The organism is Agrobacterium leguminum (assembly GCF_005144435.2).
In the GTDB taxonomy this organism is placed as follows: Bacteria; Pseudomonadota; Alphaproteobacteria; order Rhizobiales; family Rhizobiaceae; genus Agrobacterium; species Agrobacterium leguminum.
This window is the reverse complement of sequence record NZ_CP120212.1, coordinates 1,153,786-1,174,462: the sequence shown is the minus strand read 5'-3', so window position 1 is coordinate 1,174,462 and position 20,677 is coordinate 1,153,786. Positions and strand designations below refer to the sequence as shown.

The 20,677-nt window shown below is 60.4% G+C and carries 21 protein-coding genes; 18 read left to right on the top strand and 3 right to left on the bottom strand.

The features are described from left to right. The first annotated feature begins 214 nt into the window (after nucleotides 1-214). Nucleotides 215-1,309 (top strand): cupin domain-containing protein, encoded by a 1,095-nt coding sequence (locus CFBP4996_RS20045; protein ID WP_233283577.1) that lies wholly within the window; start codon nucleotides 215-217, stop codon nucleotides 1,307-1,309. 21 nt (nucleotides 1,310-1,330) lie between these two features. Then, complete coding sequence (locus tag CFBP4996_RS20040) at nucleotides 1,331-2,116, top strand: maleylpyruvate isomerase family mycothiol-dependent enzyme (RefSeq protein ID WP_080854068.1); 786 nt, start codon at nucleotides 1,331-1,333, stop codon at nucleotides 2,114-2,116. A gap of 76 nt (nucleotides 2,117-2,192) precedes the next feature. Here the strand turns inward: CFBP4996_RS20040 and CFBP4996_RS20035 are convergent, their stop codons facing one another. Both CFBP4996_RS20035 and CFBP4996_RS20030 read right to left on the bottom strand, forming a co-directional pair. Continuing rightward, nucleotides 2,193-3,023 (bottom strand): IclR family transcriptional regulator, encoded by an 831-nt coding sequence (locus CFBP4996_RS20035; protein ID WP_035263466.1) that lies wholly within the window; start codon nucleotides 3,021-3,023, stop codon nucleotides 2,193-2,195. Next, entirely contained in the window at nucleotides 3,020-3,421 is a 402-nt protein-coding gene (locus CFBP4996_RS20030) for an acyl-CoA thioesterase (RefSeq protein WP_080854069.1), read from the bottom strand. Before CFBP4996_RS20030 ends, CFBP4996_RS20035 begins: the two co-directional genes overlap by 4 nt. Before the next feature lie 82 nt (nucleotides 3,422-3,503). On the opposite strand from CFBP4996_RS20030, the gene CFBP4996_RS20025 reads away from it, so the two are divergent. The 9 genes from CFBP4996_RS20025 to CFBP4996_RS19985 all read left to right on the top strand — a co-directional run bounded on the left by CFBP4996_RS20025 (nucleotide 3,504) and on the right by CFBP4996_RS19985 (nucleotide 12,423). After that, nucleotides 3,504-4,646, top strand: coding sequence for an FAD-dependent monooxygenase (locus tag CFBP4996_RS20025; protein ID WP_080854844.1), 1,143 nt, complete (start codon nucleotides 3,504-3,506; stop codon nucleotides 4,644-4,646). Between the two features lie 11 nt (nucleotides 4,647-4,657). Continuing rightward, on the top strand, nucleotides 4,658-6,325 hold the full coding sequence (locus CFBP4996_RS20020) for a benzoate-CoA ligase family protein (RefSeq protein ID WP_080854070.1): 1,668 nt from the start codon (nucleotides 4,658-4,660) through the stop codon (nucleotides 6,323-6,325). A gap of 88 nt (nucleotides 6,326-6,413) precedes the next feature. After that, nucleotides 6,414-7,142, top strand: a complete 729-nt coding sequence (locus tag CFBP4996_RS20015; protein WP_080854071.1) for a fumarylacetoacetate hydrolase family protein — start codon at nucleotides 6,414-6,416, stop codon at nucleotides 7,140-7,142. After that, nucleotides 7,139-7,789, top strand: coding sequence for a maleylacetoacetate isomerase (gene maiA / locus CFBP4996_RS20010; protein WP_080854072.1), 651 nt, complete (start codon nucleotides 7,139-7,141; stop codon nucleotides 7,787-7,789). The genes CFBP4996_RS20015 and maiA overlap by 4 nt, the downstream gene beginning before the upstream one ends. A 30-nt stretch (nucleotides 7,790-7,819) precedes the next feature. Then, a complete protein-coding gene (locus tag CFBP4996_RS20005) occupies nucleotides 7,820-9,004 on the top strand; it encodes an ABC transporter substrate-binding protein (protein ID WP_080854073.1) in 1,185 nt (394 codons plus the stop codon). Between the two features lie 42 nt (nucleotides 9,005-9,046). Beyond that, nucleotides 9,047-9,961, top strand: a complete 915-nt coding sequence (locus CFBP4996_RS20000; protein ID WP_080854845.1) for a branched-chain amino acid ABC transporter permease — start codon at nucleotides 9,047-9,049, stop codon at nucleotides 9,959-9,961. A 4-nt stretch (nucleotides 9,962-9,965) separates the two neighbouring features. Beyond that, nucleotides 9,966-10,976, top strand: a complete 1,011-nt coding sequence (locus CFBP4996_RS19995; RefSeq protein ID WP_080854074.1) for a branched-chain amino acid ABC transporter permease — start codon at nucleotides 9,966-9,968, stop codon at nucleotides 10,974-10,976. After that, nucleotides 10,973-11,722, top strand: coding sequence for an ABC transporter ATP-binding protein (locus tag CFBP4996_RS19990; RefSeq protein ID WP_080854075.1), 750 nt, complete (start codon nucleotides 10,973-10,975; stop codon nucleotides 11,720-11,722). Before CFBP4996_RS19995 ends, CFBP4996_RS19990 begins: the two co-directional genes overlap by 4 nt. Next, complete coding sequence (locus CFBP4996_RS19985) at nucleotides 11,722-12,423, top strand: ABC transporter ATP-binding protein (protein WP_080854076.1); 702 nt, start codon at nucleotides 11,722-11,724, stop codon at nucleotides 12,421-12,423. Before CFBP4996_RS19990 ends, CFBP4996_RS19985 begins: the two co-directional genes overlap by 1 nt. Nucleotides 12,424-12,474: 51 nt before the next feature. Here CFBP4996_RS19985 and CFBP4996_RS19980 read toward each other — a convergent pair whose 3' ends face one another. Next, nucleotides 12,475-13,092, bottom strand: coding sequence for a TetR/AcrR family transcriptional regulator (locus tag CFBP4996_RS19980; protein WP_080854077.1), 618 nt, complete (start codon nucleotides 13,090-13,092; stop codon nucleotides 12,475-12,477). Between the two features lie 198 nt (nucleotides 13,093-13,290). Here CFBP4996_RS19980 and CFBP4996_RS19975 point away from each other — a divergent pair, with 198 nt between their 5' ends. From CFBP4996_RS19975 to CFBP4996_RS19945, 7 genes are all read left to right on the top strand, one after another. Further along, nucleotides 13,291-14,484 (top strand): ABC transporter substrate-binding protein, encoded by a 1,194-nt coding sequence (locus CFBP4996_RS19975; RefSeq protein WP_080854078.1) that lies wholly within the window; start codon nucleotides 13,291-13,293, stop codon nucleotides 14,482-14,484. A gap of 16 nt (nucleotides 14,485-14,500) precedes the next feature. Further along, nucleotides 14,501-14,626: a hypothetical protein gene (locus CFBP4996_RS19970; RefSeq protein ID WP_272868919.1), complete on the top strand. Its 126-nt coding sequence runs from the start codon at nucleotides 14,501-14,503 to the stop codon at nucleotides 14,624-14,626. A 4-nt stretch (nucleotides 14,627-14,630) separates the two neighbouring features. Next, complete coding sequence (locus tag CFBP4996_RS19965; protein ID WP_233283576.1) at nucleotides 14,631-16,028, top strand: aminomethyl transferase family protein; 1,398 nt, start codon at nucleotides 14,631-14,633, stop codon at nucleotides 16,026-16,028. Between the two features lie 176 nt (nucleotides 16,029-16,204). Further along, nucleotides 16,205-17,131, top strand: coding sequence for a methylenetetrahydrofolate reductase (locus CFBP4996_RS19960; RefSeq protein ID WP_233283575.1), 927 nt, complete (start codon nucleotides 16,205-16,207; stop codon nucleotides 17,129-17,131). 61 nt (nucleotides 17,132-17,192) lie between these two features. Next, nucleotides 17,193-18,077 (top strand): formyltetrahydrofolate deformylase, encoded by an 885-nt coding sequence (gene purU, locus CFBP4996_RS19955; protein ID WP_080854079.1) that lies wholly within the window; start codon nucleotides 17,193-17,195, stop codon nucleotides 18,075-18,077. A 167-nt stretch (nucleotides 18,078-18,244) separates the two neighbouring features. Then, nucleotides 18,245-19,018: a DeoR/GlpR family DNA-binding transcription regulator gene (locus CFBP4996_RS19950; RefSeq protein ID WP_020812079.1), complete on the top strand. Its 774-nt coding sequence runs from the start codon at nucleotides 18,245-18,247 to the stop codon at nucleotides 19,016-19,018. Between the two features lie 108 nt (nucleotides 19,019-19,126). Beyond that, entirely contained in the window at nucleotides 19,127-20,650 is a 1,524-nt protein-coding gene (locus CFBP4996_RS19945; protein ID WP_080854080.1) for a glycerol-3-phosphate dehydrogenase, read from the top strand. The last annotated feature ends 27 nt before the right edge of the window (nucleotides 20,651-20,677 follow it).

Sequence of the window (20,677 nt, the reverse complement as noted above, 5' to 3'; positions counted from 1 at the left end):
GTCCGGACAAAGCCATCCAAATCACAGATCGATATCGCGGTCCTCCATGGTTCTGGCCATGGAGGTTTTCTTGCAATGCTTTTTGGTGTTGCATTCAGTGCAATATATTTTACTGTACGTAATAAGAGGTAGATAGGGCGATGACAATAGCGGGATGACGAGATGCTCCCGGCCTGAAGCGCCGCCGCGGAAGACGACAGGGAGGAGCGAAACCGTGCAGAGCGAGACGAAAAGCAACATGATGGTGCCGGATGACACGCCGGAGCTTCGCCAGCTTTATGCGGATTTCGAAGCGGAACATCTAAAACCGCTCTGGACCCAGATAGACGACCTGATGCCGGTGGTGCCCAATCCCAAGGCCGTGGCGCATGTCTGGAAGTGGTCCAGGCTCTATCCGCTTGCGAAACGGTCGGGCGATCTCGTTCCGGTCGGGCGTGGCGGGGAGCGGCGGGCGATCGGGCTTGCCAATCCGGGTCTTGGCGGCAGGGCCTATATCAGCCCCACGCTCTGGGCCGCGATCCAGTATCTCGGGCCGCGCGAAACGGCGCCGGAACATCGCCACGCACAGAATGCCTTCCGCTTCGTCGTCGAAGGCGAAGGGGTCTGGACCGTGGTGAATGGCGACCCGGTGCGGATGAGCCGGGGTGATTTTCTGCTGACGCCGGGCTGGCATTTTCATGGCCATCACAACGATACCGACCACCCCATGGCCTGGATCGACGGGCTCGACATCCCCTTTTCCTACCAGAACGATGTCGGCTTTTTCGAATTCGGGTCGGACCGCGTCACCGATTATGCGACGCCGAAATTTTCGCGCGGCGAAAGGCTCTGGTGTCACCCGGGCCTGCGGCCGCTTTCCGGCCTTGCGGCAACCGTATCCTCGCCGATCGGCGCCTATCGCTGGGAACATACCGACCGCGCCCTGACAGAGCAGCTTCTGCTGGAGGAGGAGGGGCAGCCGGCCACCATGGGGCCGGGGCACGCGGCGGTGCGCTACATCAACCCCACCACCGGCGGCGACGTCATGCCGACCATCCGGGCGGAATTTCATCGCCTGCGGGAAGGTGCCGTCACGCCCGGCCGGCGCGAGGTGGGCTCGTCGGTTTTTCAGGTGTTCGATGGCCGGGGCTCCGTCGTGCTCAACGGCAAGGAACACAGGCTCGACAAGGGCGATATGTTCGTCGTGCCGTCCTGGGTGCAATGGTCGCTGCGGGCGGAAAGCCAGTTCGATCTTTTCCGGTTTTCGGATGCGCCGATCATGGAGCGGCTTCACTTCGCCCGCACCCATGTGGAAGAGCGGGACCGGTGACGCGATCGGGAGGGATGGGCGATGTCTTCTGATCTCACCGACGCCCGTTTGGAACTGCGTCAACGTCTGGGGGCTGGCGCCCGTTACGATTCGTCTGCGGCGCCGGCCGCCGAATTGCGATATGCACGGCTGGGAACTGCTTATTTCGCGAGAAAACTGAACGAACTCTCCGATGGCGAACTCGCTCTTCCTTCGCTCGTTCCCCGCTGGACCAGGCGGCACGTGATCGCCCATGTCGGTTTTCAGGCGCGCGCGCTTGCCCGGCTGGTCGAGGCGGCGCGCCTTGGGCGGCGACGGGAAACGCTGGAAGAGCCGGAAGCGCAGAACGAGGATATCGCCTTCGGCGCAAGCCTGCCGGCCCATGCGCTGAGGTACCTTTTCAAACATTCGCAGGTGCATCTGGATGTCGAGTGGCGCGATCTCGATGAGGCGGGGTGGCGGGCGCAGGTGGAGCCGCTGAATGGAGGTCTTGTCGAGATCGCTCAGACACCGTGGCTGCGGACTAGGGAAATATGGCTCTGCGCCGTCGATCTCGACAATGGGGCCTCCCTGCTGGATGTCCCATCCGAAGTGGTGGATCGCCTTCTTCGAGAGGCGGCGCAGGCGCTGGACATGCGTGGCCAGCCGTTTTCATTGACGCTGAAGCCGACGGACGGGGTGGGGTCCACCGTCATTGGCTCCGGTAAAAACACGGTCAGCGGGCCGGCCGCCGACCTGCTTCGGTGGCTGACGGGACGTGGCCCGCGCCGCAGCCTTGTTTTCAACGGCGAAATTGCAGATCCGCCCTTCTGGCCGGAGAGGCCCTAATGCATGTCGCCCGAAAGCGTGCAGCGGTTTCGGGATAACGACATGCATAAAACAAAGAGATTAAACGCGACGCGCTTTAGGCCTTCGATGAAGGCCATTGCCGCCGGCTGGATATGGCTGTTGTAAAATCAAGCAGCTGGCGCACGGCCGGATTATCCGCCGACAGAATCTGCTCGGAGTTGCTGATCAGGGTAACGGCGGCTTCCGCCTCGCCCTGCCAGTTGATGACGGGCGCCGCTACCGCCCGAAGGCCGGGGACGTAGCGGCCGTCGACGCTGGCAAAACCATCGGCGCGAATGGTTTCCGCCAGCCGGTCGATGCTTGCGCCGCTAAGATCGAGATCAGGCCATGAGAGGCCTGCATCCATCGCGCGTTCGACCTCGAGATAAAGCCGAGCGGCGGTGACGTGGCGCGGTAGAAAGGCGAGAAAGACCCGGCCGCTGGAGGAGGTGAGAAGCGGCAGGCTGCTGCCGAGACCGAAGGATGTCACCATCGGGCTCGGCGCCCGGCACCAGCGGATCACGGTCGCGCCCTGGCTGCCCCATACGGTGAGCAGCACCGTCAGGCCCGTCTGTTCCACGAGGTCCGGCAGCGCATCGGCGGCCTGATTGACGAAATCGCTGCGGCCGAGCGCGGCGATGCCGAGAGAAGCCGCAAACGGCCCCAGCTCGTAACGGCCGGATCGCTGGGTCTGCCGGACAAAACCGGCATGGATGAAACTGGCGAGATAACGATGCACCTTGCTGGACGGCATGGATACCGCCCGGGCGATGTCGATCAATGCGGCAGGCCCTTCGAAATCGGCAAGCGCATGCAGCACGGTCAGAGCCGCATCGAGAGCCTGAATGCCGCCTCGGGCATTGCCGTTGCCCGAAGCCTCGTTGTCGACATCGTCCTCGCCGTTCATTGCATTCGCCTCCTGAATTCCTCGGATATGGGCGCGCCCTTGAGACCATTATCCGTCATGGTTGCCCATGCCCGAACCTCATAACCCTCCGCGATGATCTTTTCACCGGAAAAAATGCGATAGGCGATGCGGAACCTGCGTTCCTGCCATTCCACGATGGTGGCCTCGATGCGAAGCGTATCGTCATAGCGGGCCGGCGCCTTGAACTGCAGGCCGACATCCACCAGCGGCGTCACCGCGCCGAATTCCGCCCTGTTCTGCCGTTGCCCCAGATTTTGCGAACGCAGCAGCCTCTGGAAGGTGCAATCCAGCCAATAGAAATAGTTCGGATAAAAAACGATGCCCGCCTCGTCGCAATCCCCCCATTCCACCGTGATTTCCGTTGCGAAGGTTTTCATTCGTTGCGCTCCATAAAATCTATTGCACTATACGTAATATCCGCTAGATTGATGAAAAGCAATTGCGTGAGGGAGGATGCGCATGAAGCGGGTGGCTGTTATCGGCGGTGGGCCAGGAGGGCTTTATTTCGCCGGTCTGTGGAAAAGGCGGCATCCGGCCGACGTCGTGAAGGTGTTTGAGCACAATCCGGAAGGTGCGACTTTCGGTTTCGGTGTCGTGTTTTCGGCAAAGGCCATGGATTTCCTGCGTACCGACGATCCGGAAACGGCGGACCTCGTTACGGCCCGCATGGAGACCTGGTCGGATATCACCCTCGTCCATCGTGGTGAGAGTGTCGCGCTGGATGGCGTCGGGTTTTCGGCCATCGGCCGCCTCGACCTTATCCTGCTGCTGACGGAAAGGGCGCGCGCCGCAGGTGTGGAGCTTTCGTTTTCAACGACAGTGCAGTCGGTGTCGGAACTCGATGGTTACGACCTTATCGTTGCCGCCGATGGCGTCAATTCGCTGGTGCGTCGCGCCTTTGAAGGCGATTTCCAGACGTCGCTTACCTATCTCGATGAAAAATTCGTCTGGTTCGGCACCACCAAGCGCTTCGAAACGCTGACACAGACTTTTGTCGAGACGGAATTCGGCGCTTTCAATGCCCACCACTATCGTTATTCGCCAACCATGAGCACTTTCATCGTCGAGTGCGATCGTGAAAGTTGGCTGAAAGCTGGCTTCGATCGGCTCGGCCCCGAAGACAGCAAGGCGCGCTGCGAGGCGATTTTCGCCGAAACGCTCGATGGCCACGGGCTAGTCGCCAACAAGTCCACCTGGCGCAATTTCCCGTGGATATGGAACGGGCGCTGGTCGCATCGCAACATGGTGTTGATCGGCGACGCCTTGCACACCGCGCATTATTCCATCGGGTCCGGCACCCGGCTGGCGCTCGAGGATGTTCTGGCGCTGGTAAAGGCGCTCGAGGCGCATCCTGGCGATGTGCGCGATGCCCTTGAGCACTATCAGACCGAAAGGCAGCCGGTGGTGGAAAAGCTGGTGCGGGCCGCGCGTGAAAGCGCCGGCTGGTATGCGGATGTTCCAAAACATATGCGCCTTTCGCCGGTCGATTTCGCCCATAGCTACATCACTCGCTCCGGCCGTATCGACGATGAGCGGCTGCGGTCGATGTCCCCGCGTTTCATGCAGCGCTACGACGCCTCGCGTCCGCGCCCGGCCGCCTGAAGGAGGAAGATATGACCGTTCAGGCCAAGCTTTACGAAACCCTGCCGCAGCCGCCCGAAGACGGGGTGCCACGCAATGCCGCCGGCAGTCTCGAAATCGGCTTTTCCGTGCCGGAAATCTACAATGCCAGCGCTATCCTTTTCGATAATCTAGAAAGGGGCCGGGGCGACCATCCGGCCGTGATTAGCCCAGCCGGAACCCGCACCTATGCCGAACTCTGCGCCGATGCCTGCCGTTTCGGCAATGCCTTGATTGAAGCCGGTCTTGGCCATGGCGACAGGGTGCTGCTGTTTCTCGATGACACGCCCGCCTGTCCGGCGACTTTGTTCGGTGCGCTTCGGGCCGGCCTCGTGCCGCTGCTCATCAACACGCTGACACCGCCCGACCTCTTGAATTTCTATCTGCAGGATTCCTCGGCGCGTATCGCCATCGTCGATGCCGCCTTCGCTTCCCGTTTCGACACCGTCGCCTGCACCGATACGCTGCTGGAAAAGGTCGTCGTCACGAACGGTCCGGTTCCGGCCGATTGCCCGGTGCCGGCGGTCGAAGCGGAGACATTCCTCGCCGATGCCGGCACGGAGCTTGAAGCGGCGCCGACGCGGCGTGACGATATGGCCTTCTGGCAATATTCCTCCGGTTCCACCGGGCGTCCGAAGGGCATTGTCCATCTGCAGCACGACATGGCTTTTACGGCACAATCCTTCGGGCATCATGTTCTGGATATCTCGCCCGACGATATCTGTTTTTCGGTGCCGAAGATTTTCTTCGCTTATGGTCTCGGCAATTCCCTGACCTTTCCCTTTTCGGTTGGGGCGACCAGCGTTCTCGTTCCGGGGCAACCGAAGGCCGATGTGGTCTTCGATGCGATCCGACGTTATCGGCCGACGCATTTCTTCGGGCTGCCGACGCTATATACGTCGCTCATCAATGCGCCGGAGGCGGCCGAAGCCGATCTTTCCAGCCTGAAACTCTGCCTTTCGGCGGCGGAAGTGCTGGCCAATGAGGTGGCGGAAGCCTGGCGGGCACTGTCGGGTCACGACATTGTCGAAGGTCTCGGGTCCACCGAGGTGCTGCATATCTATCTTTCGAATACCAAAGAGATGCGGCGGCCGGGCGCTGCCGGGCTGCGTGTGCCGGGTTACGAGATTTCGCTGCGCGATCCCGATGGCAATGAAGTGCCGGATGGCGAAAGCGGTGTCCTATGGGTGCGCGGCGATTCCAACGCGCCGTTTTACTGGAACCGACCCGACAAAACCGCTGAAACCATGCGCGGCGATGGCTGGATCTACACCTCCGACCGCATGAAGCGCGATGCCGACGGGTTCTATTATTTCCTCGGTCGCGCCGATGAGTTCGTCAAGGTTTCGGGGCAATGGGTCTATCCGCTGGAAGTGGAGCTTTGCCTCGCCGACCACCCGCTGGTGCGCGAATGCGCGGTGCTGGCGGTGGAAATGGCCGACCGGCGGATGACGCTTCAGGCTTTCGTCGTTCTCGAGCAGCTGGATGCGGATGAGGCGAGCGCCGCCGAGACGCTCAAGCAACACGTCAAGAAGACGCTGCTGCCCTACAAATATCCCCGCAGCGTCATTTTCTTCCAGGAATTGCCGAAGACGGGAACCGGCAAGATCGATCGGCAGACCCTGCGGAAAATCGATCTGAGCGTTAAGCGCGTCCATTGAGGACACGCTGGCCCCGACAGGACCACGAGATGGTCTGATGCCGCTTTTGCGGCTTTCAGACCCGGATAAAGGACAGATTGGAAAACCCATGAGCGATTTCGAATTCGATCCCCCGGCACCGGCATCCATTGCCATCCATGACAGCGAGAGCCGTTTTCCGGTGCGGCGCATATTCTGCGTCGGCCGAAACTACGCCGCCCATGCCCGTGAGATGGGCAAGGACCCGGACCGGGAACCGCCGTTCTTTTTCACCAAGCCGGCGGACGCCGTGGTGGATAATGGCAGCACGATACCCTATCCGCCGGAGACCGAGGATTTCCACTACGAGATCGAGCTTGTCGTGGCGATCGGTCAGGATTGTGTGGATGTGCCGCAGGAAGCGGCCCTCGATATGGTCTGGGGTTATGGCGTGGGCATCGACCTTACCCGCCGCGATCTACAACTGGCGGCGCGGGACAAGGGACGGCCCTGGGATTGGGGCAAGGCCTTCGATCTTTCCGCTCCCATCGCGCCCCTCCGCCGCGCCTCGCAGGTGGGTCATCCGTCGCAGGGGCGGATCTGGCTTGCGGTCAACGGTGCGAGCCGGCAGGAAGCCGATATTGCCGAGCTGATCTGGGATGTGCCGGAAATCGTTTCCATCCTGTCGCGCTCCATGTCTCTGAAGCGCGGCGATATCATCATGACGGGAACGCCTGCGGGTGTCGGCGCGATTGTGCCGGGAGACAGGGTGACCGGCGGTATCGACGGGCTGGGCGAGATCGCCATCGAGATCGTGGAGCCCGCATCCGCCGCCCGGCGCGCGGGGAAGGCCGCATGAACCGGCCGATCCTGCATAATTATTTCAGAAGCTCCACCTCCTATCGCGTCAGGATCGCCTTGGCGCTCAAGGGTGTGGACTATGATTACGAAGCGTTCCATCTGCGCAAGGGCGAGCAGCGGTCCGACCGTTTTCTCAGGCTCAACCCGCAGGGCCTCGTGCCGGCGCTCACCTGGACCGATGGCGAAACCTATACGCAGTCGCTCGCGATCATCGAATTTCTGGAGGAGAAAATTCCGGAGCCGGCTTTGCTGCCGAAGGATGCCGAAGGGCGTCAGCGTGTGCGCAGCCTTGCGCAGATGATCGCCCTCGACATTCATCCGATCAATAATCTCAGGGTGCTGGCCTATCTCAAGGAGCATTTTGGCGCCGACGAAAAAGCGCAGGGCGCGTGGTTCCGGCATTGGGTGGTCGAAACCTTCGCGGCGCTGGAGCGCCGGCTTGCGACAGAGCCGGAAACCGGCCGGTTCTGCCACGGCGACAGCGTGACGCTGGCGGATATCTGCCTTGCGGCGCAGCTCGTCAACAACAGGCGTTTCGATGTGGATATGGAGGCCTATCCGCATATCGGCAGGATCGGGCAGGCGCTTTCGGAACTGGAGGCTTTCCGCAAGGCGGCGCCTGTCAATCAGCCGGATAACGAATAACGAAATTATGTTTTCAGGGAGGAGAACACAATGAAACGTTTCGTAGCAGCGGCCCTGTCCGCCTTGCTCATGAGCGGAACGGCGGGCGCACAGGAGCCGATCAAGATCGGTTTCATCACCACGCTGACCACGCCCGCCGCATCCATCGGCAACGATATGGTCGATGCCGTCAAGCTCGCGGTCGAACATTCCGGCGGCAAGATCGCCGGCCATCCGATCGAGGTCGTTTTCGAAGATGACGGGCTGAAGCCGGAACTCGGCCGCCAGAAGGCGGAGAAGCTGGTGCGCCAGGACGGCGTCGATATCGTCGCGGGTTTCATCTGGTCCAATGTGCTGATGGCGGCGCGCAAATCGGTGCTCGATTCCGGCAGGTTTCTGATCAGCACCAACGCCGGGCCTTCCGAGCTTGCCGGCAAGCTTTGTAGCCCCAATTTCTTTTCGCTGCGCGGCCAGAACGACATGGTGCCGATTGCGCTCGGCAAGGTCATGAACGAGCGCGGCGTGAAGAAACTTTACGTGATGGCGCCCAACTATACCGCCGGCAAGGACATGGCCGCCGGGGTGGAAAGCAGCTTTGGCGGGGAAGTGGCTGGTCGCGATTTCACCAAATGGGGCGATGATCCGCAGCTCGATTTTTCGGCGGAATTCGCCAAGGTGGCGGCATCGGGCGCGGACGCGCTTTTCGCTTTCTATCCCGGCCGCGCCGCGATTTTCGCGCGCCAGTTCGAACAATCGGGACTGAGCAAGAAGGTCAAGCTTTACAGCGTCTATACCATGGACCAGATCGCGCTGCCGAAGCTGCAGGAAGCGAAGATCGATGCGGTTCTGGGGTCAAGCTCGGCGGATTACTGGTCGCCGGATCTTGCAACACCCGCCAACCAGCGCTTCGTTGCCGATTTCAAGGCGAAATATAACCGCGTGCCCTCGAATTACGCCGCCGCTGCCTATGATCTGATCCCCTATGTCAAAGCAGCGGTGGAGCAGGCGGGCGGCGATATTTCCGCCACGGATGCGGTGCGTGCGGCGCTCGCCAAGGCCGATTACGACTCCGTGCGTGGCCGCTACAAGCTTGCCCGCAATCATTTTCCCATCGACCGCTATCTCAGCCTTGAAGTCGCACCGGATGCGAACGGTGTCTGGAGCCTGAGGTCGGACGGTCTCGAAATGAAAGACCTGACCGATCCCTATGTGGATGCCTGCCGCAACGAGGGGTGAGACAACGTTTCGGCGGCACGGCTCTGGGAGGAGAAAATGGATATTATCCTGTTTGCCAATCAACTTCTGAACGGGGTTCAGCTTGGACTGATCCTGTTTCTGCTGGCCGCCGGCCTGTCACTGGTCTTCGGCATCATGGACTTCATCAATCTGGCGCATGGCGTTTTTTACATGATCGGCGCCTATATCTGCGCTACCGTCGCCATCGCGCTCGATTCCTTTGTGCTCGGCATGCTCATCGCCCTGCCGGCGACACTGGCGGCCGGTTTTATCGCCGAATGGCTGATTGCCCGGCACTTCTACAAGCGCGATCATCTCGACCAGGTTCTGGCGACATTCGGTCTTGTGCTGTGCGCGGATACGGCGGTGAAATATCTCTGGGGGCCGGAAGGACTGTCGGTTCCCCTGCCGGTCTGGCTCAGCGGGCAGATCGCGCTTGGCGGCATCACCCTGCCGTCCTATCGCCTCTTTATCGTTATCGTCGCGGCTCTCGTGGCGATTGCGCTCTGGCAGGTCATCACCCGCACACGGGTTGGAATGATGGTGCGGGCATCTGCTTCCAACGAGGAAATGGCACGGGCGCTGGGCATAGAAACGCGCATGGTCTTCGCATTGGTGTTCGCAATCGGCGCGGTTCTGGCCGGCATCGGCGGCATCATGGTGGCCCCCATCACCGGTGCTTCTATCGGCATGGGCAACCAGATCGTCATCTTGGCGCTGGTGGTGATCATCATCGGCGGCATCGGTTCGATCATCGGCGCCTTTATCGCCTCTCTCGGGGTCGGGCTGATCGATACGCTTGGGCGGGCCTATCTGCCGTCGCTGCTGAATGCGGTGTTTCCGCCGGAAGTCGCCTCTTCGGCGGGTCCGTCGCTCGCCTCCATCCTGATCTATCTCACCATGACTCTGGTGTTGATATTCCGGCCCGAGGGCCTCTTCCCGCCAGCAAGCAGGTGATGTGATGACAGAAACCACTTCGGTAGTCGCTCCCTTGACACAGCCGGCCGCAAAGCGGGAGACCGCATCGGGCAGGGCGGTGGATCGCGATCTGCTGACGGCGATTGCCGTCCTTCTCCTGCTGGCGGTGGCGCCATCGGTGCTTGCGGCGCTCGGCCACGACTTCTGGGTGGAAGTCCTGCTGCGGGCGATGATCCTTGGAATTGCCGCCGTCAGCCTCAATTTCATCATCGGCCTCGGCGGGCTGGTTAGTCTCGGTCACGCGGCCTTTCTCGGCATCGGCGCTTATTCCGTCGGCATCCTCGCCGATTTCGACATTGACAACGGTGTCATCCAGTTGCTGGTCACGGTGGGCGTCAGCGGGCTTTTCGCCTGTCTGACCGGCCTCGTCGCGCTTAGAACGCGCGGTGTGCATTTCATCATGATCACGCTCGCCTTCGCGCAGATGGTTTATTTCACCATGATCGGCCTCAGGCAGTTCGGCGGCGATGACGGGCTGACGATCAATTATCCGAGCAACTTCGGCACGGTAGTTGATCTCGGTGACAGGTCCATCCTTTATTACGTGGTGCTGGCGGTGCTGGCGCTTGTGATGCTGGGTTTTGCCCGTATCCGCCAATCCGATTTCGGCCTGCTCCTCAAGGCGGCGAAGGGCAATGAACGGCGGGTGAAGGCGGTCGGGTTCGATCCCTATCGCTATCGCCTCGCCGCCTATATCGCCGCCGGTGTGATCTGCGGCCTTGCCGGCTTCCTAGATGCGAATTTCACGAGTTTCGTGACACCGGAATCGATGAGCTGGACGAGTTCCGCCGAGCTTATCTTCATGGTCATCGTCGGCGGCGTGTCCACGGTCGCCGGTCCCGTCGTCGGGGCGCTGGTCTTTCTCCTGATCGAGGAATTTCTCGGCGGACTGACGGTCTATTGGCACTTCTGGTTCGGTCTGTTCCTGATCGCCGTCGTGCTTTTCGCTAAGGGTGGCCTCGTCGGTCTCATCTGTTCGGGGAGGCGCGCATGAACGCGGTGCTCGAGGTTCGCAATCTGCAAAAATTTTTCGGCGGCCTGCACGCCACCCGCAATCTTTCCATGTCGCTCGCCAAGGGCGAGCTTCATGCGGTGATTGGCCCCAATGGCGCGGGCAAGACGACGCTGATCAGCCAGCTTTTCGGAGAAATCATGCCGACATCCGGCGCCGTGCTCATCAACGGCGTCGATGTCACCAACCGCCCCTCGCATGAGCGGGCGAGGCTCGGAATGGCACGGTCGTTCCAGATCACGACGCTGGTTCGAGACCTCAGTGTCGGGGAAAACCTTATCCTGGCGCTTCTGGCAAGCGATGGCCATGCATTCCGCTTCTGGCGTCGGGTTGACCGCAATGCGGATTTGCAGGCGCGTGCGGCGCAGATGCTTGCGCTCATCGGCCTGAACGGCATGGATATGTCGCGAAAAGTGGCCGATCTCAGCCATGGCGAGCAGCGCATGCTGGAGCTTGCCATCGCGCTTGCCGGCAATCCGGCCCTTGTTCTGCTCGACGAACCGATGGCCGGGCTGGGCTCGGAGGAAAGCCGGGCGATGACGCGGTTTCTCGCCGGCCTCAAGGGGCTCATCACCATACTTCTGGTCGAGCATGACATGGAGGCCGTGTTCGAACTGGCCGACCGGGTGACCGTGCTCGTGCGCGGCGAGATCGTCGCCGTTGGAACGCCCGAAGACATCCGCAACGATACGCGGGTCCGGGAAGCCTATCTCGGGGAGGATGCCTGATGCTGAAAGTCCGCAATTTGACGAGCGGTTACGACCGCAGCCAGATCCTGTTCGACATGTCCTTCGAGGTCGATGCCGGCGAGGTGGTCTGCCTCATGGGCCGCAACGGCATGGGCAAGACGACCACCGTGCGGGCGCTGATGGGCCTGCTGCCGGCATGGGACGGCGTGATCGAGTTCGAGGGCAAAAGGCTCGATGGCCTTTCGACCGCCCGCGTCGCCCGGACGGGGTTGGGTCTGGTGCCGGAGGGGCGGCAGGTTTTTCCAAACCTCACTGTGCATGAAAACCTGAAGGTGGCGGCCGCCAACCGCCGGGCGGAGCCGCAATGCTGGACGGTGGAGCGCATATACGAGCTTTTTCCGGGGCTTTCCGAGAGAAACGGCTCCTATGCCAATCTTCTTTCCGGAGGAGAGCAGCAGATGCTGGCAATCGGCCGGGCGCTGATGACCAATCCACGGCTGCTTATTCTCGATGAGGCGACGGAGGGACTGGCACCCGTCGTGCGCGACCAGATATGGCACTGCATCGCCCGCCTGCGGGAGTTGGGGCAATCCATCGTCGTCATCGACAAACACATCAAGCGGCTGCTTGGCGTCGCCGACAGGTTCTATGTGGTGGAAAAGGGTCGTGTCGTCTGGACGGGCGCACCGGAGAAGCTGCGTGCCGAGGAAGAAACGGTCAAGCAATATCTGAGCGTCTGATCCGTTTCGGCGTTCGCTTCCGGCCATCTCAATGCGAATGGTCCATAATTATCACTTGAGCGCCGCCGCCGTCTTGCGCCGCGCGGCGCGGTCCGCGCACCAGGCATCCAGCAATGGCGCATAGGCCGCATCGCCGCTTTTCCAGATTTTATTGACGGCCATTCCCCGGATGAGATTGAGCGTCAAAGCGAGTTCCTCTTCCGCTTCGGACGGTGTGTAACCGGTCGCCACGAATGTCTCGATCCATGTCGCTTTCATGGCGCCGTGAAAATTTTCGAGAACCGGGCGCAGGCGCTCCATCAACACCTCGTCGGTCCGCGCGGTGATGACAACCTCAAGCGCGGCGACGAACGGCCAGTCGAAATAGATCGACAGGCAATCCTTCACATATTCCCGAAGAGGCTCCGGCGAGTTGCGCGCCGAAAGCGCCCGCTGGCGACCGAGCTGTGCGGCAAGCTCGTAAGTATGACCGGTCGCGGCCACGACCAGATCGATCTTGGCGGGATAATGATGCACCCGCGCGCCGCTCGAGACGCCAGCCCGCTCATCGACCAGCGCTGTCGTCAGCCGTGCATTGCCCTGTTCGAAGAGCAGGTCGATCGTCGCCTGCAGGATTTTCTCCTTCGTTTCGGCGCTTCGTTCAGCCTGTGTCCGTCGCTTTTTCTGCATTGCCTGATGCCACTATCCTGTTGTGCCCCTGCGGGGCTCTTGTATTCGCCATCTTCGCACTGTGCTCCGTCGCAAATTCCGGAGCTATTCCCGTATTCAATAGACGAAACTTTCCATAGCAGAGAATCTTTTTGTTGAAAACATACCGATTAAGCGGTATGTAAATAAGGCCGGAGAGGAGCCGGCACGGAGGGGAAAATGACAATCAAATATCTCGCGGCCGTTGCCGCCCTATTCAGCCTCACAGAGCCATTATCCGCGGAGCAGCCGATCAGGATCGGTCTCGTTACCACGCTGACGACGCCGGCTGCCGTCATCGGGCGGGATGTCGAAGATGCGATCCGGCTGTCGGTCGATCATGCGGGCGGAAAGATCGCCGGCAGGCCCATCGCACTCGTGGTCGAGGACGATGCCCTGAAGCCCGATGTCGGCCGCCAGAAGACCGAGAAGCTCGTGCGCCAGGACAAGGTCGATTTCATCACCGGATATATCTGGTCGAATGTTCTGCTTGCCTCGCGCAAAAGCGCGCTCGATTCCGGCACGATCGTCATCAGCACGAATGCGGCGCCGTCCGACATGGCCGGAAAGCTGTGCAATCCGAATTTTTACAGCATGCGCGGGCAGGGCGACGTGATGTCCATGGCGCTCGGCGAAGAACTCAACAAGCGTGGCGTAAAGGCGATCTATACCATGGCGCCGAATTACGCCGCCGGGCAGGATGTCGTCAAAGGTCTGCTCAATACCTTCAAGGGCAAGGTCGTCGGCCAGGATTTCACCAAATGGGGTGACGATCCGCAGCTCGATTTCTCCGCCGAATTCAGCAAGGTGGCCGCGAGCGGCGCGGAAGCGCTCTTTGCTTTCTATCCCGGTCGTTCTGCCGCTTTCATGACCCAGTTCGAGCAATCCGGCCTCAAGGGCAAGGTGAAGCTCTATACCGTCTATACGCTCGACCAGATCGCCCTGCCGGCGCTTCAGAAAGGCAATGCGACGGGTGCGCTCGGTTCCGTGTTGACGGATTATTGGTATCCCGATCTCGAAACGCCGGAAAACCGGCGTTTCGTCGCCGACTTCCGGCAGAAATACGGTCGGGATCCCTCGAATTATGCCGCCGCCGCCTATGACGCCATCCAGCTTATCAAATCCGCCGTGGAAACAGCCAAGGGAGACCTTGAGAACAAGGCCGCCCTTCGCACCGCGCTGGAAGCGGCGGATTTCAAGTCCGTTCGCGGCAAGCTGACTTTCGGCAAGAACCATATGCCGCTCGACAATTATTACGCCCTTGAGGTGGAAGCGGGGCCGGAAGGCAAATGGCGCATGGGTTCGCCGCGGATCGCAATGGAGCGGGGCGAGGACCCTTACGTCTCCGCCTGCGACATGCCCGCCGTGAAGTAATCGCCGGCATTCCAGCATGACTGAAACCGCCCCGGCCGTGGAACCGGCCCGGGTCGGAGCGGCGGAGCCTACGCAATTTTCCCGCCTGCGCCAGAACCGCCTGCGCGGCGACCATATCAAGCATCATGAACAGGAAGGCTGATACCATGAAAAATCTGCAAGAACTGATCGATTCGAAACAGAACCTGGTCGACTATTTCTATAACGATACGATTTCCCAGTATCACAAATCGCGGACCAGCCTTTTTGCGACGCTGATCGCGCCGGAATATAGCAACTGGCGCGAAGAACAGAGGGCCTGGCGTGAAAGCGCCGTTCTCTTCAACCAATCGCATCATATGCCGGTTCTTTATGTGAAAGGTCCGGACGCGCAAAAGCTTCTGAGCGACCTCTCCCCCTGCTCGTTCGCCAATCTCTCCACCGGTCGCGCCAAGCAATATATCGCCTGCACGCCACGCGGCCATCATATCGGCGATTGCATCCTGAACTATTACGGCGAGGATGAGGGCTTCGAACTCATCAGCGGCATGCCGGTTCTGAACTGGGTTCGCTATAATGGCGAGACCGGCGGTTATAATGTCGAATTCCGTTTCGATCCGACCACACCCTACAGCCCGGACGGCAAACGCACGAAATATCGTTTCCAGATCGAAGGGCCGAACGCCCGCGATATTCTTGAAGAAATCTGCGAAGGCGGTTGGCCGGAAATCAAGTTCTTCCATACGGCCTATGTCACCATTGCCGGATGCAGGGTGCATGTGCTGCGCCATGGCATGGCGGGCCATGCCGGCGCGGAGATATCCGGCGCTTTCGCGGAGATGGATATCGTCCGCGACGCTATCCTCAAGGCGGGCGAAAAATACGGCCTGCTTCAGGCCGGCACCCGGACCTATTACAGCACGCCGCTCGAGGATGGCTGGATACCCTATCCGCTGCCCGGCATCTACTCCGGCGAGGAACTGCGTTCCTACCGCGAATGGCTTCCGGCCGATAGCTGGGAAGCGAATATGCAGCTCGGCGGCAGCCTCTACACCAGCAATATCGAGGATTATTACTGGACGCCCTGGGCGCTCGGTTATGAGCGGCTGGTGAAATTCGACCATGATTTTATCGGCCGGGAGGCGCTGGAAGCGCAGCTCAAGCAGCCGCGCCGGGTCAAGCGCGCGCTGCAATGGAACAAGGAAGATGTTCTCAAGATATTCGCCTCTCAACTGGGGGATGGCCCGATCTACAAGGCGATCGATATGCCGACCGCCTATTTCGGCTGGCCGCAGGCCGATGAAGTCCGTGCGAAAGACGGCAGGCTGATCGGCATGTCGCAATATTGCGGTTACAACATCAACGAGCGCGACATGATCTCGCTTTGCGGCATAGACGAGGCCTATGCGGATGTCGGCACCGAGGTCGTGCTGACATGGGGAGAAGTGAACGGCGGTTCGCGCAAGCCGCATGTCGAACGCCACGCGCAAACGACGATCAGGGCGAGGGTTTCGTCCATTCCATACTCCAAGGCGGCGCAGGAAAAGCTGCGTGCGGTGATCTAGCCGGGGCGGTTTCGCCCGCGCCTGTGTGGACCTTGAAATCGTGACCTCTTTCATTGCGGCGTGCCCGATGAAAGAGGTCGCCGGATATCAAAATCTTTCAATAATTCATGGAGTTCGGTATGCGCTGGCGGGTCCGGCAAGCCTGCCGCATTCTCTTCAGACCTCCCGGAGGACACATGGTGGCACTACTGGACCTGTTGAAAGGCAGACGCGGGGAGAAATCTCCCGATACGGCCCATCTGAAGGATATCGTCTCCGGATATTCCATTGAAGTGATGCCGAGAACGGCGGCAAAGATCGATGATTTCAAGGCTTTGCTGCCGGCCGGCACGCGGGTTTACGTCGCCCATATAGAGGGAACGCCGATCGATGACATGGTGGCGACGGCAAGGCGTCTTCGTGAGGACGGCTTTCCGGTCATGCCGCATTTTCCATCCCGCCTCATTGCGGATGTGGCGACGCTGGAAGAATGGATCACGCGCTATAAAAATGAGGCCGGTGTGGAGGAGGCCCTGCTTCTCGGCGGCGGTGTTACGACACCGGCGGGAGATTTCGACAGTTCCATCCAGCTTCTCGAGACCGGCCTGTTCGACCGTCACGGTTTCAGGCGGCTGCATGTCGCCGGACATCCGGAAGGCAATGGAGCGATTGACAGGGACGGTTCCACCCGCATCGTCGATAAAGCCTTGGCCCTCAAACAGGACTATTGCGAGCGCACGGATGCGGACATGGCCATCGTGACGCAATTCGCCTTCGCCGCCCGCCCCGTGATCGCCTGGGCGGAGCGCATAGCCGCAGCCGGTATTGGCTTGCCGATCCATGTCGGCATTGCCGGCCCGACCAAATTGCAGACGTTGATCAGATTTGCGATTGCCTGCGGCGTTGGCCCATCGCTTGCCGTGCTGCAAAGGCGCGCGCTCGATCTCAGCCAGCTTCTGAAGCCTTACGAACCGGCGGAAGTCCTGGCGGATATAGCGGATTACAAGGCGGCCCATCCACAAAGCCGCATTGCACAGATACACGTCTTTCCGCTCGGCGGTATCGCTGCCGGTGCCGACTGGATGAACGGCCGGTTGAGCGAGGAGGCGCGTGTCGCGACCTGATCTGCAGAGATTCCTGCCTATGACACAATCCAATGAACCTGCTTCAACAACGGAAAAACGAATGACATCCTATGTTCTGACCGTAGCCTGCAAATCGACCCGTGGCATTGTGGCTGCGATTTCCGGTTATCTGGCGGAAAAAGGCTGCAACATCGTCGACAGTTCGCAGTTCGACGACCTCGAGACCGGCAAGTTCTTCATGCGCGTCTCCTTCATTTCCGAGGACGGCGCGACCCTTGAGGCCATCACCGACGGCTTCAAGCCGGTGGCGGAAAAATTCGGCATGGAGGCGGATATCTATCCGGACGGCCAGCGCATGAAGACGCTGTTGATGGTCTCCCGTTTCGGCCATTGCCTCAACGACCTGCTCTATCGCTGGAAGATCGGCGCGCTGCCCATCGATATCGTCGGTGTCGTCTCCAACCATTTCGATTACCAGAAAGTCGTCGTCAACCACGACATTCCCTTCCACCACATCAGGGTGACGAAGGAGAATAAACCCAAAGCCGAAGCCCAGCTGATGGACCTGATCGAGACCAGCGGCACGGAACTCGTCGTACTGGCGCGCTATATGCAGGTGCTGTCCGACGATATGTGCCGGAAGATGTCGGGCAAAATCATCAACATCCACCATTCCTTCCTGCCCTCCTTCAAGGGCGCCAACCCCTACAAGCAGGCCTATGAGCGCGGTGTGAAGCTGATCGGTGCCACGGCGCACTATGTCACCGCCGATCTCGACGAAGGCCCGATCATCGAGCAGGACACGGTGCGCATCACCCACGCGCAATCGGCCGACGACTATGTCTCGCTCGGCCGCGATGTCGAAAGCCAGGTGCTGGCCCGCGCCATCCACGCCCATATCCACCACCGCACCTTCATCAACGGCAACCGCACCGTCGTCTTCCCGCCAAGCCCGGGAAGTTATGCTTCCGAGCGGATGGGATAAACGCTGAAACGCAGTGCGCGTGGACAGGGTGCGACGACAAGCGCGCTATCTTTCGCCGGCCGGTTCACACCGGCCGCCGCGTGCCATGGCTGAAAACCGTCCCTTGACATTGGTTTTTCGTTCGCTCTTCAATAAAACGAAAAAATTGAAAGAGGAGGGAGGGTGAAATGCTGCTCACACCGCGTCAGGATGAAATCGTTGCGCTGGCGAAAGCGAACGGGCGGGTGCTGGTCGACGAGCTGGCGGCGCGGTTCTCAGTCACTCCCCAGACGATCCGCAAGGACCTGAACGATCTCTGCGATACGCGGGTTCTGACCCGCATCCACGGCGGCGCGCTTTTTCCAAGCGGCAATGAAAACGTCAAATACGAGGCGCGTCGGGCGATCGCCTCTTCCGAAAAGCAGGCGATCGGCGCCGCCGCTGCCGCCCTTATCCCCAATAACTCGTCACTCTTCATCAATATCGGCACGACGACCGAAGCCGTGGGCGAAGCGCTGGCGGATCATCACGAGTTGATGGTCATCACCAACAACATCAACGTTGCCAACAGGTTGAGGGTCTTTCCCGGCATCGAGGTGGTGATTGCCGGCGGTGTCGTGCGCGGTTCCGATGGCGGTATCGTCGGCGAGGCGGCGGTGGATTTTATCCGTCAGTTCAAGGTGGATTTTGCGGTCATCGGCGTTTCGGCCATCGATGAGGATGGCGCTTTGCTGGATTTCGACTTTCGTGAGGTCAAGGTCGCGCAGGCAATCATCTCCAATGCGCGCCATGTCATTCTGGTGTCGGATTCGCTCAAATTCGAGCGCACGGCTCCGGTTCGTATCGGCCATCTTTCCCAGGTGCATACTTTCATCACCGATCATTGTCCGGTGGATTCGATCCGGTCCATCTGTGCCGATCATGACGTCCGGTTGATCGAAACCGAGATGGTCGAGTCCTGATCGGGACGGCCCATGAATTTCGTTTGACATTCGTTTTGTCTTCGAATTAGATGTCCGTGCTTTCAGTATATCGATGAGGAGAGCGTCGATGAAAGCGCGGGAGGATCCATGTCTGACGAGGCAATCCACGATATTTTCGTGATCGGCGGCGGTATCAATGGCTGCGGCATCGCGCGTGACGCCGTCGGCAGGGGCTATTCCGTCGCACTTGCGGAAATGAACGATTTCGCCTCCGGCACCTCGTCCGCCGCCACCAAGCTTATCCATGGCGGTTTGCGTTATCTCGAACATTACGAGTTTCGTCTGGTGCGCGAAGCGCTGATGGAACGTGAGGTGCTGTGGGCCATGGCGCCGCATATCATCTGGCCCATGCGCTTCGTATTGCCGTTCCAGAAGGGCGGGGTTCGCCCGGCCTGGCTTGTGCGTCTCGGGCTATTTCTGTACGACCATCTCGGCGGCCGCAGGCTTCTGCCCGCGACCCGCTCGCTCGATCTGCGCCGCGATCCCGCCGGGAAACCTTTGAAACCGATTTTTGCCCGCGCCTTCGAATATTCGGATGGCTGGGTGGACGATGCCCGCCTGGTGGTGCTGAATGCCCGCGACGCCGCCAATCGCGGCGCGCTCATCCTCAACCGCACGCAGGTGGTTTCAGCCCGGCGCGAAGGCGCCTTCTGGCGGGTCGAAACGAAAAATGCCGCCGGAGAGACCAAGACCTATCGGGCGCGCATGCTGGTGAATGCCGCGGGTCCCTGGGTGGACAAGGTGCTGTCCTCGGCATTCGGCAAAAACAATGTCCATAATGTTCGCCTGGTGCAGGGCAGCCACATCATCGTGCGCAAGAAATTTTCCGATCCGCGTGCCTATTTTTTCCAGAATCCGGACGGGCGGATCATCTTCGCCATTCCCTATGAACAGGACTTTACGCTGATCGGTACGACGGATCGCGACTATACCGCCGATCCCCGGGCTGTTAAGATCAGCGACGAGGAGATCAGCTATCTTTGCAATGCGGCGAGCGAATATTTCGCTGAACCGGTGGAGCCGGCGGATATCGTCTGGACCTATTCCGGCGTGCGCCCGCTGTTCGATGACGGGGCATCGAAGGCGCAGGAAGCGACCCGCGATTATGTGCTGAAAACCGAAGGGGCGGAAGGCGAAGCGCCGCTTCTCAATATTTTCGGCGGCAAGCTCACCACCTATCGGCGGCTTGCCGAACATGCTCTTGAAAAAATCGGCGATGCGCTGGGTGAAAAGGGCGCGCCATGGACGGCGGGCTCGCATTTGCCGGGTGGAAATTTCGGCGCCGAGGCCTACACCGCGGAAGTTTCGGCGCTGCGGTCGCGTTATCCCTTTCTTGAAGAGCGTCATGCGGAGCGGCTTGTGCGCTGCTACGGAACGGATGCGGCGGTGCTGATCGGCAATGCGACAGAGGCGGCGGCGCTGGGGCGGTATTTCGGCGGTACGCTCTACGAGGCTGAGGTTCGCTGGCTGATGGCGCGGGAGTGGGCGCTGACGGCGGAGGATATTCTGTGGCGCCGCACCAAGCAGGGGCTCTTTTTTACCCCGGAAGAGGTGCGTGGGCTGGAGGATTATGTCGAAGACATTGCAGGTGGACGCTTAAGGGCAATCTGACGATCCGGATAAAAGCGGAGGAGGCTT

Bases quoted from the DNA above. Each gene is read 5' to 3' on its own strand.
- maiA (WP_080854072.1), top strand. From the start codon at position 7,139: ATGAACCGGCCGATCCTGCATAATTATTTCAGAAGCTCCACCTCCTAT.
- CFBP4996_RS20035 (WP_035263466.1), bottom strand. From the start codon at position 3,023: ATGAACGGCGAGGACGATGTCGACAACGAGGCTTCGGGCAACGGCAAT.
- CFBP4996_RS19970 (WP_272868919.1), top strand. From the start codon at position 14,501: ATGACTGAAACCGCCCCGGCCGTGGAACCGGCCCGGGTCGGAGCGGCG.
- CFBP4996_RS20005 (WP_080854073.1), top strand. From the start codon at position 7,820: ATGAAACGTTTCGTAGCAGCGGCCCTGTCCGCCTTGCTCATGAGCGGA.
- CFBP4996_RS19995 (WP_080854074.1), top strand. From the start codon at position 9,966: ATGACAGAAACCACTTCGGTAGTCGCTCCCTTGACACAGCCGGCCGCA.
- CFBP4996_RS20030 (WP_080854069.1), bottom strand. From the start codon at position 3,421: ATGAAAACCTTCGCAACGGAAATCACGGTGGAATGGGGGGATTGCGAC.
- CFBP4996_RS20015 (WP_080854071.1), top strand. From the start codon at position 6,414: ATGAGCGATTTCGAATTCGATCCCCCGGCACCGGCATCCATTGCCATC.
- CFBP4996_RS19985 (WP_080854076.1), top strand. From the start codon at position 11,722: ATGCTGAAAGTCCGCAATTTGACGAGCGGTTACGACCGCAGCCAGATC.
- purU (WP_080854079.1), top strand. From the start codon at position 17,193: ATGACATCCTATGTTCTGACCGTAGCCTGCAAATCGACCCGTGGCATT.
- CFBP4996_RS19960 (WP_233283575.1), top strand. From the start codon at position 16,205: ATGGTGGCACTACTGGACCTGTTGAAAGGCAGACGCGGGGAGAAATCT.
- CFBP4996_RS19950 (WP_020812079.1), top strand. From the start codon at position 18,245: ATGCTGCTCACACCGCGTCAGGATGAAATCGTTGCGCTGGCGAAAGCG.
- CFBP4996_RS19975 (WP_080854078.1), top strand. From the start codon at position 13,291: ATGACAATCAAATATCTCGCGGCCGTTGCCGCCCTATTCAGCCTCACA.
- CFBP4996_RS20025 (WP_080854844.1), top strand. From the start codon at position 3,504: ATGAAGCGGGTGGCTGTTATCGGCGGTGGGCCAGGAGGGCTTTATTTC.
- CFBP4996_RS19980 (WP_080854077.1), bottom strand. From the start codon at position 13,092: ATGCAGAAAAAGCGACGGACACAGGCTGAACGAAGCGCCGAAACGAAG.
- CFBP4996_RS19990 (WP_080854075.1), top strand. From the start codon at position 10,973: ATGAACGCGGTGCTCGAGGTTCGCAATCTGCAAAAATTTTTCGGCGGC.
- CFBP4996_RS19945 (WP_080854080.1), top strand. From the start codon at position 19,127: ATGTCTGACGAGGCAATCCACGATATTTTCGTGATCGGCGGCGGTATC.
- CFBP4996_RS20020 (WP_080854070.1), top strand. From the start codon at position 4,658: ATGACCGTTCAGGCCAAGCTTTACGAAACCCTGCCGCAGCCGCCCGAA.
- CFBP4996_RS19965 (WP_233283576.1), top strand. From the start codon at position 14,631: ATGAAAAATCTGCAAGAACTGATCGATTCGAAACAGAACCTGGTCGAC.
- CFBP4996_RS20040 (WP_080854068.1), top strand. From the start codon at position 1,331: ATGTCTTCTGATCTCACCGACGCCCGTTTGGAACTGCGTCAACGTCTG.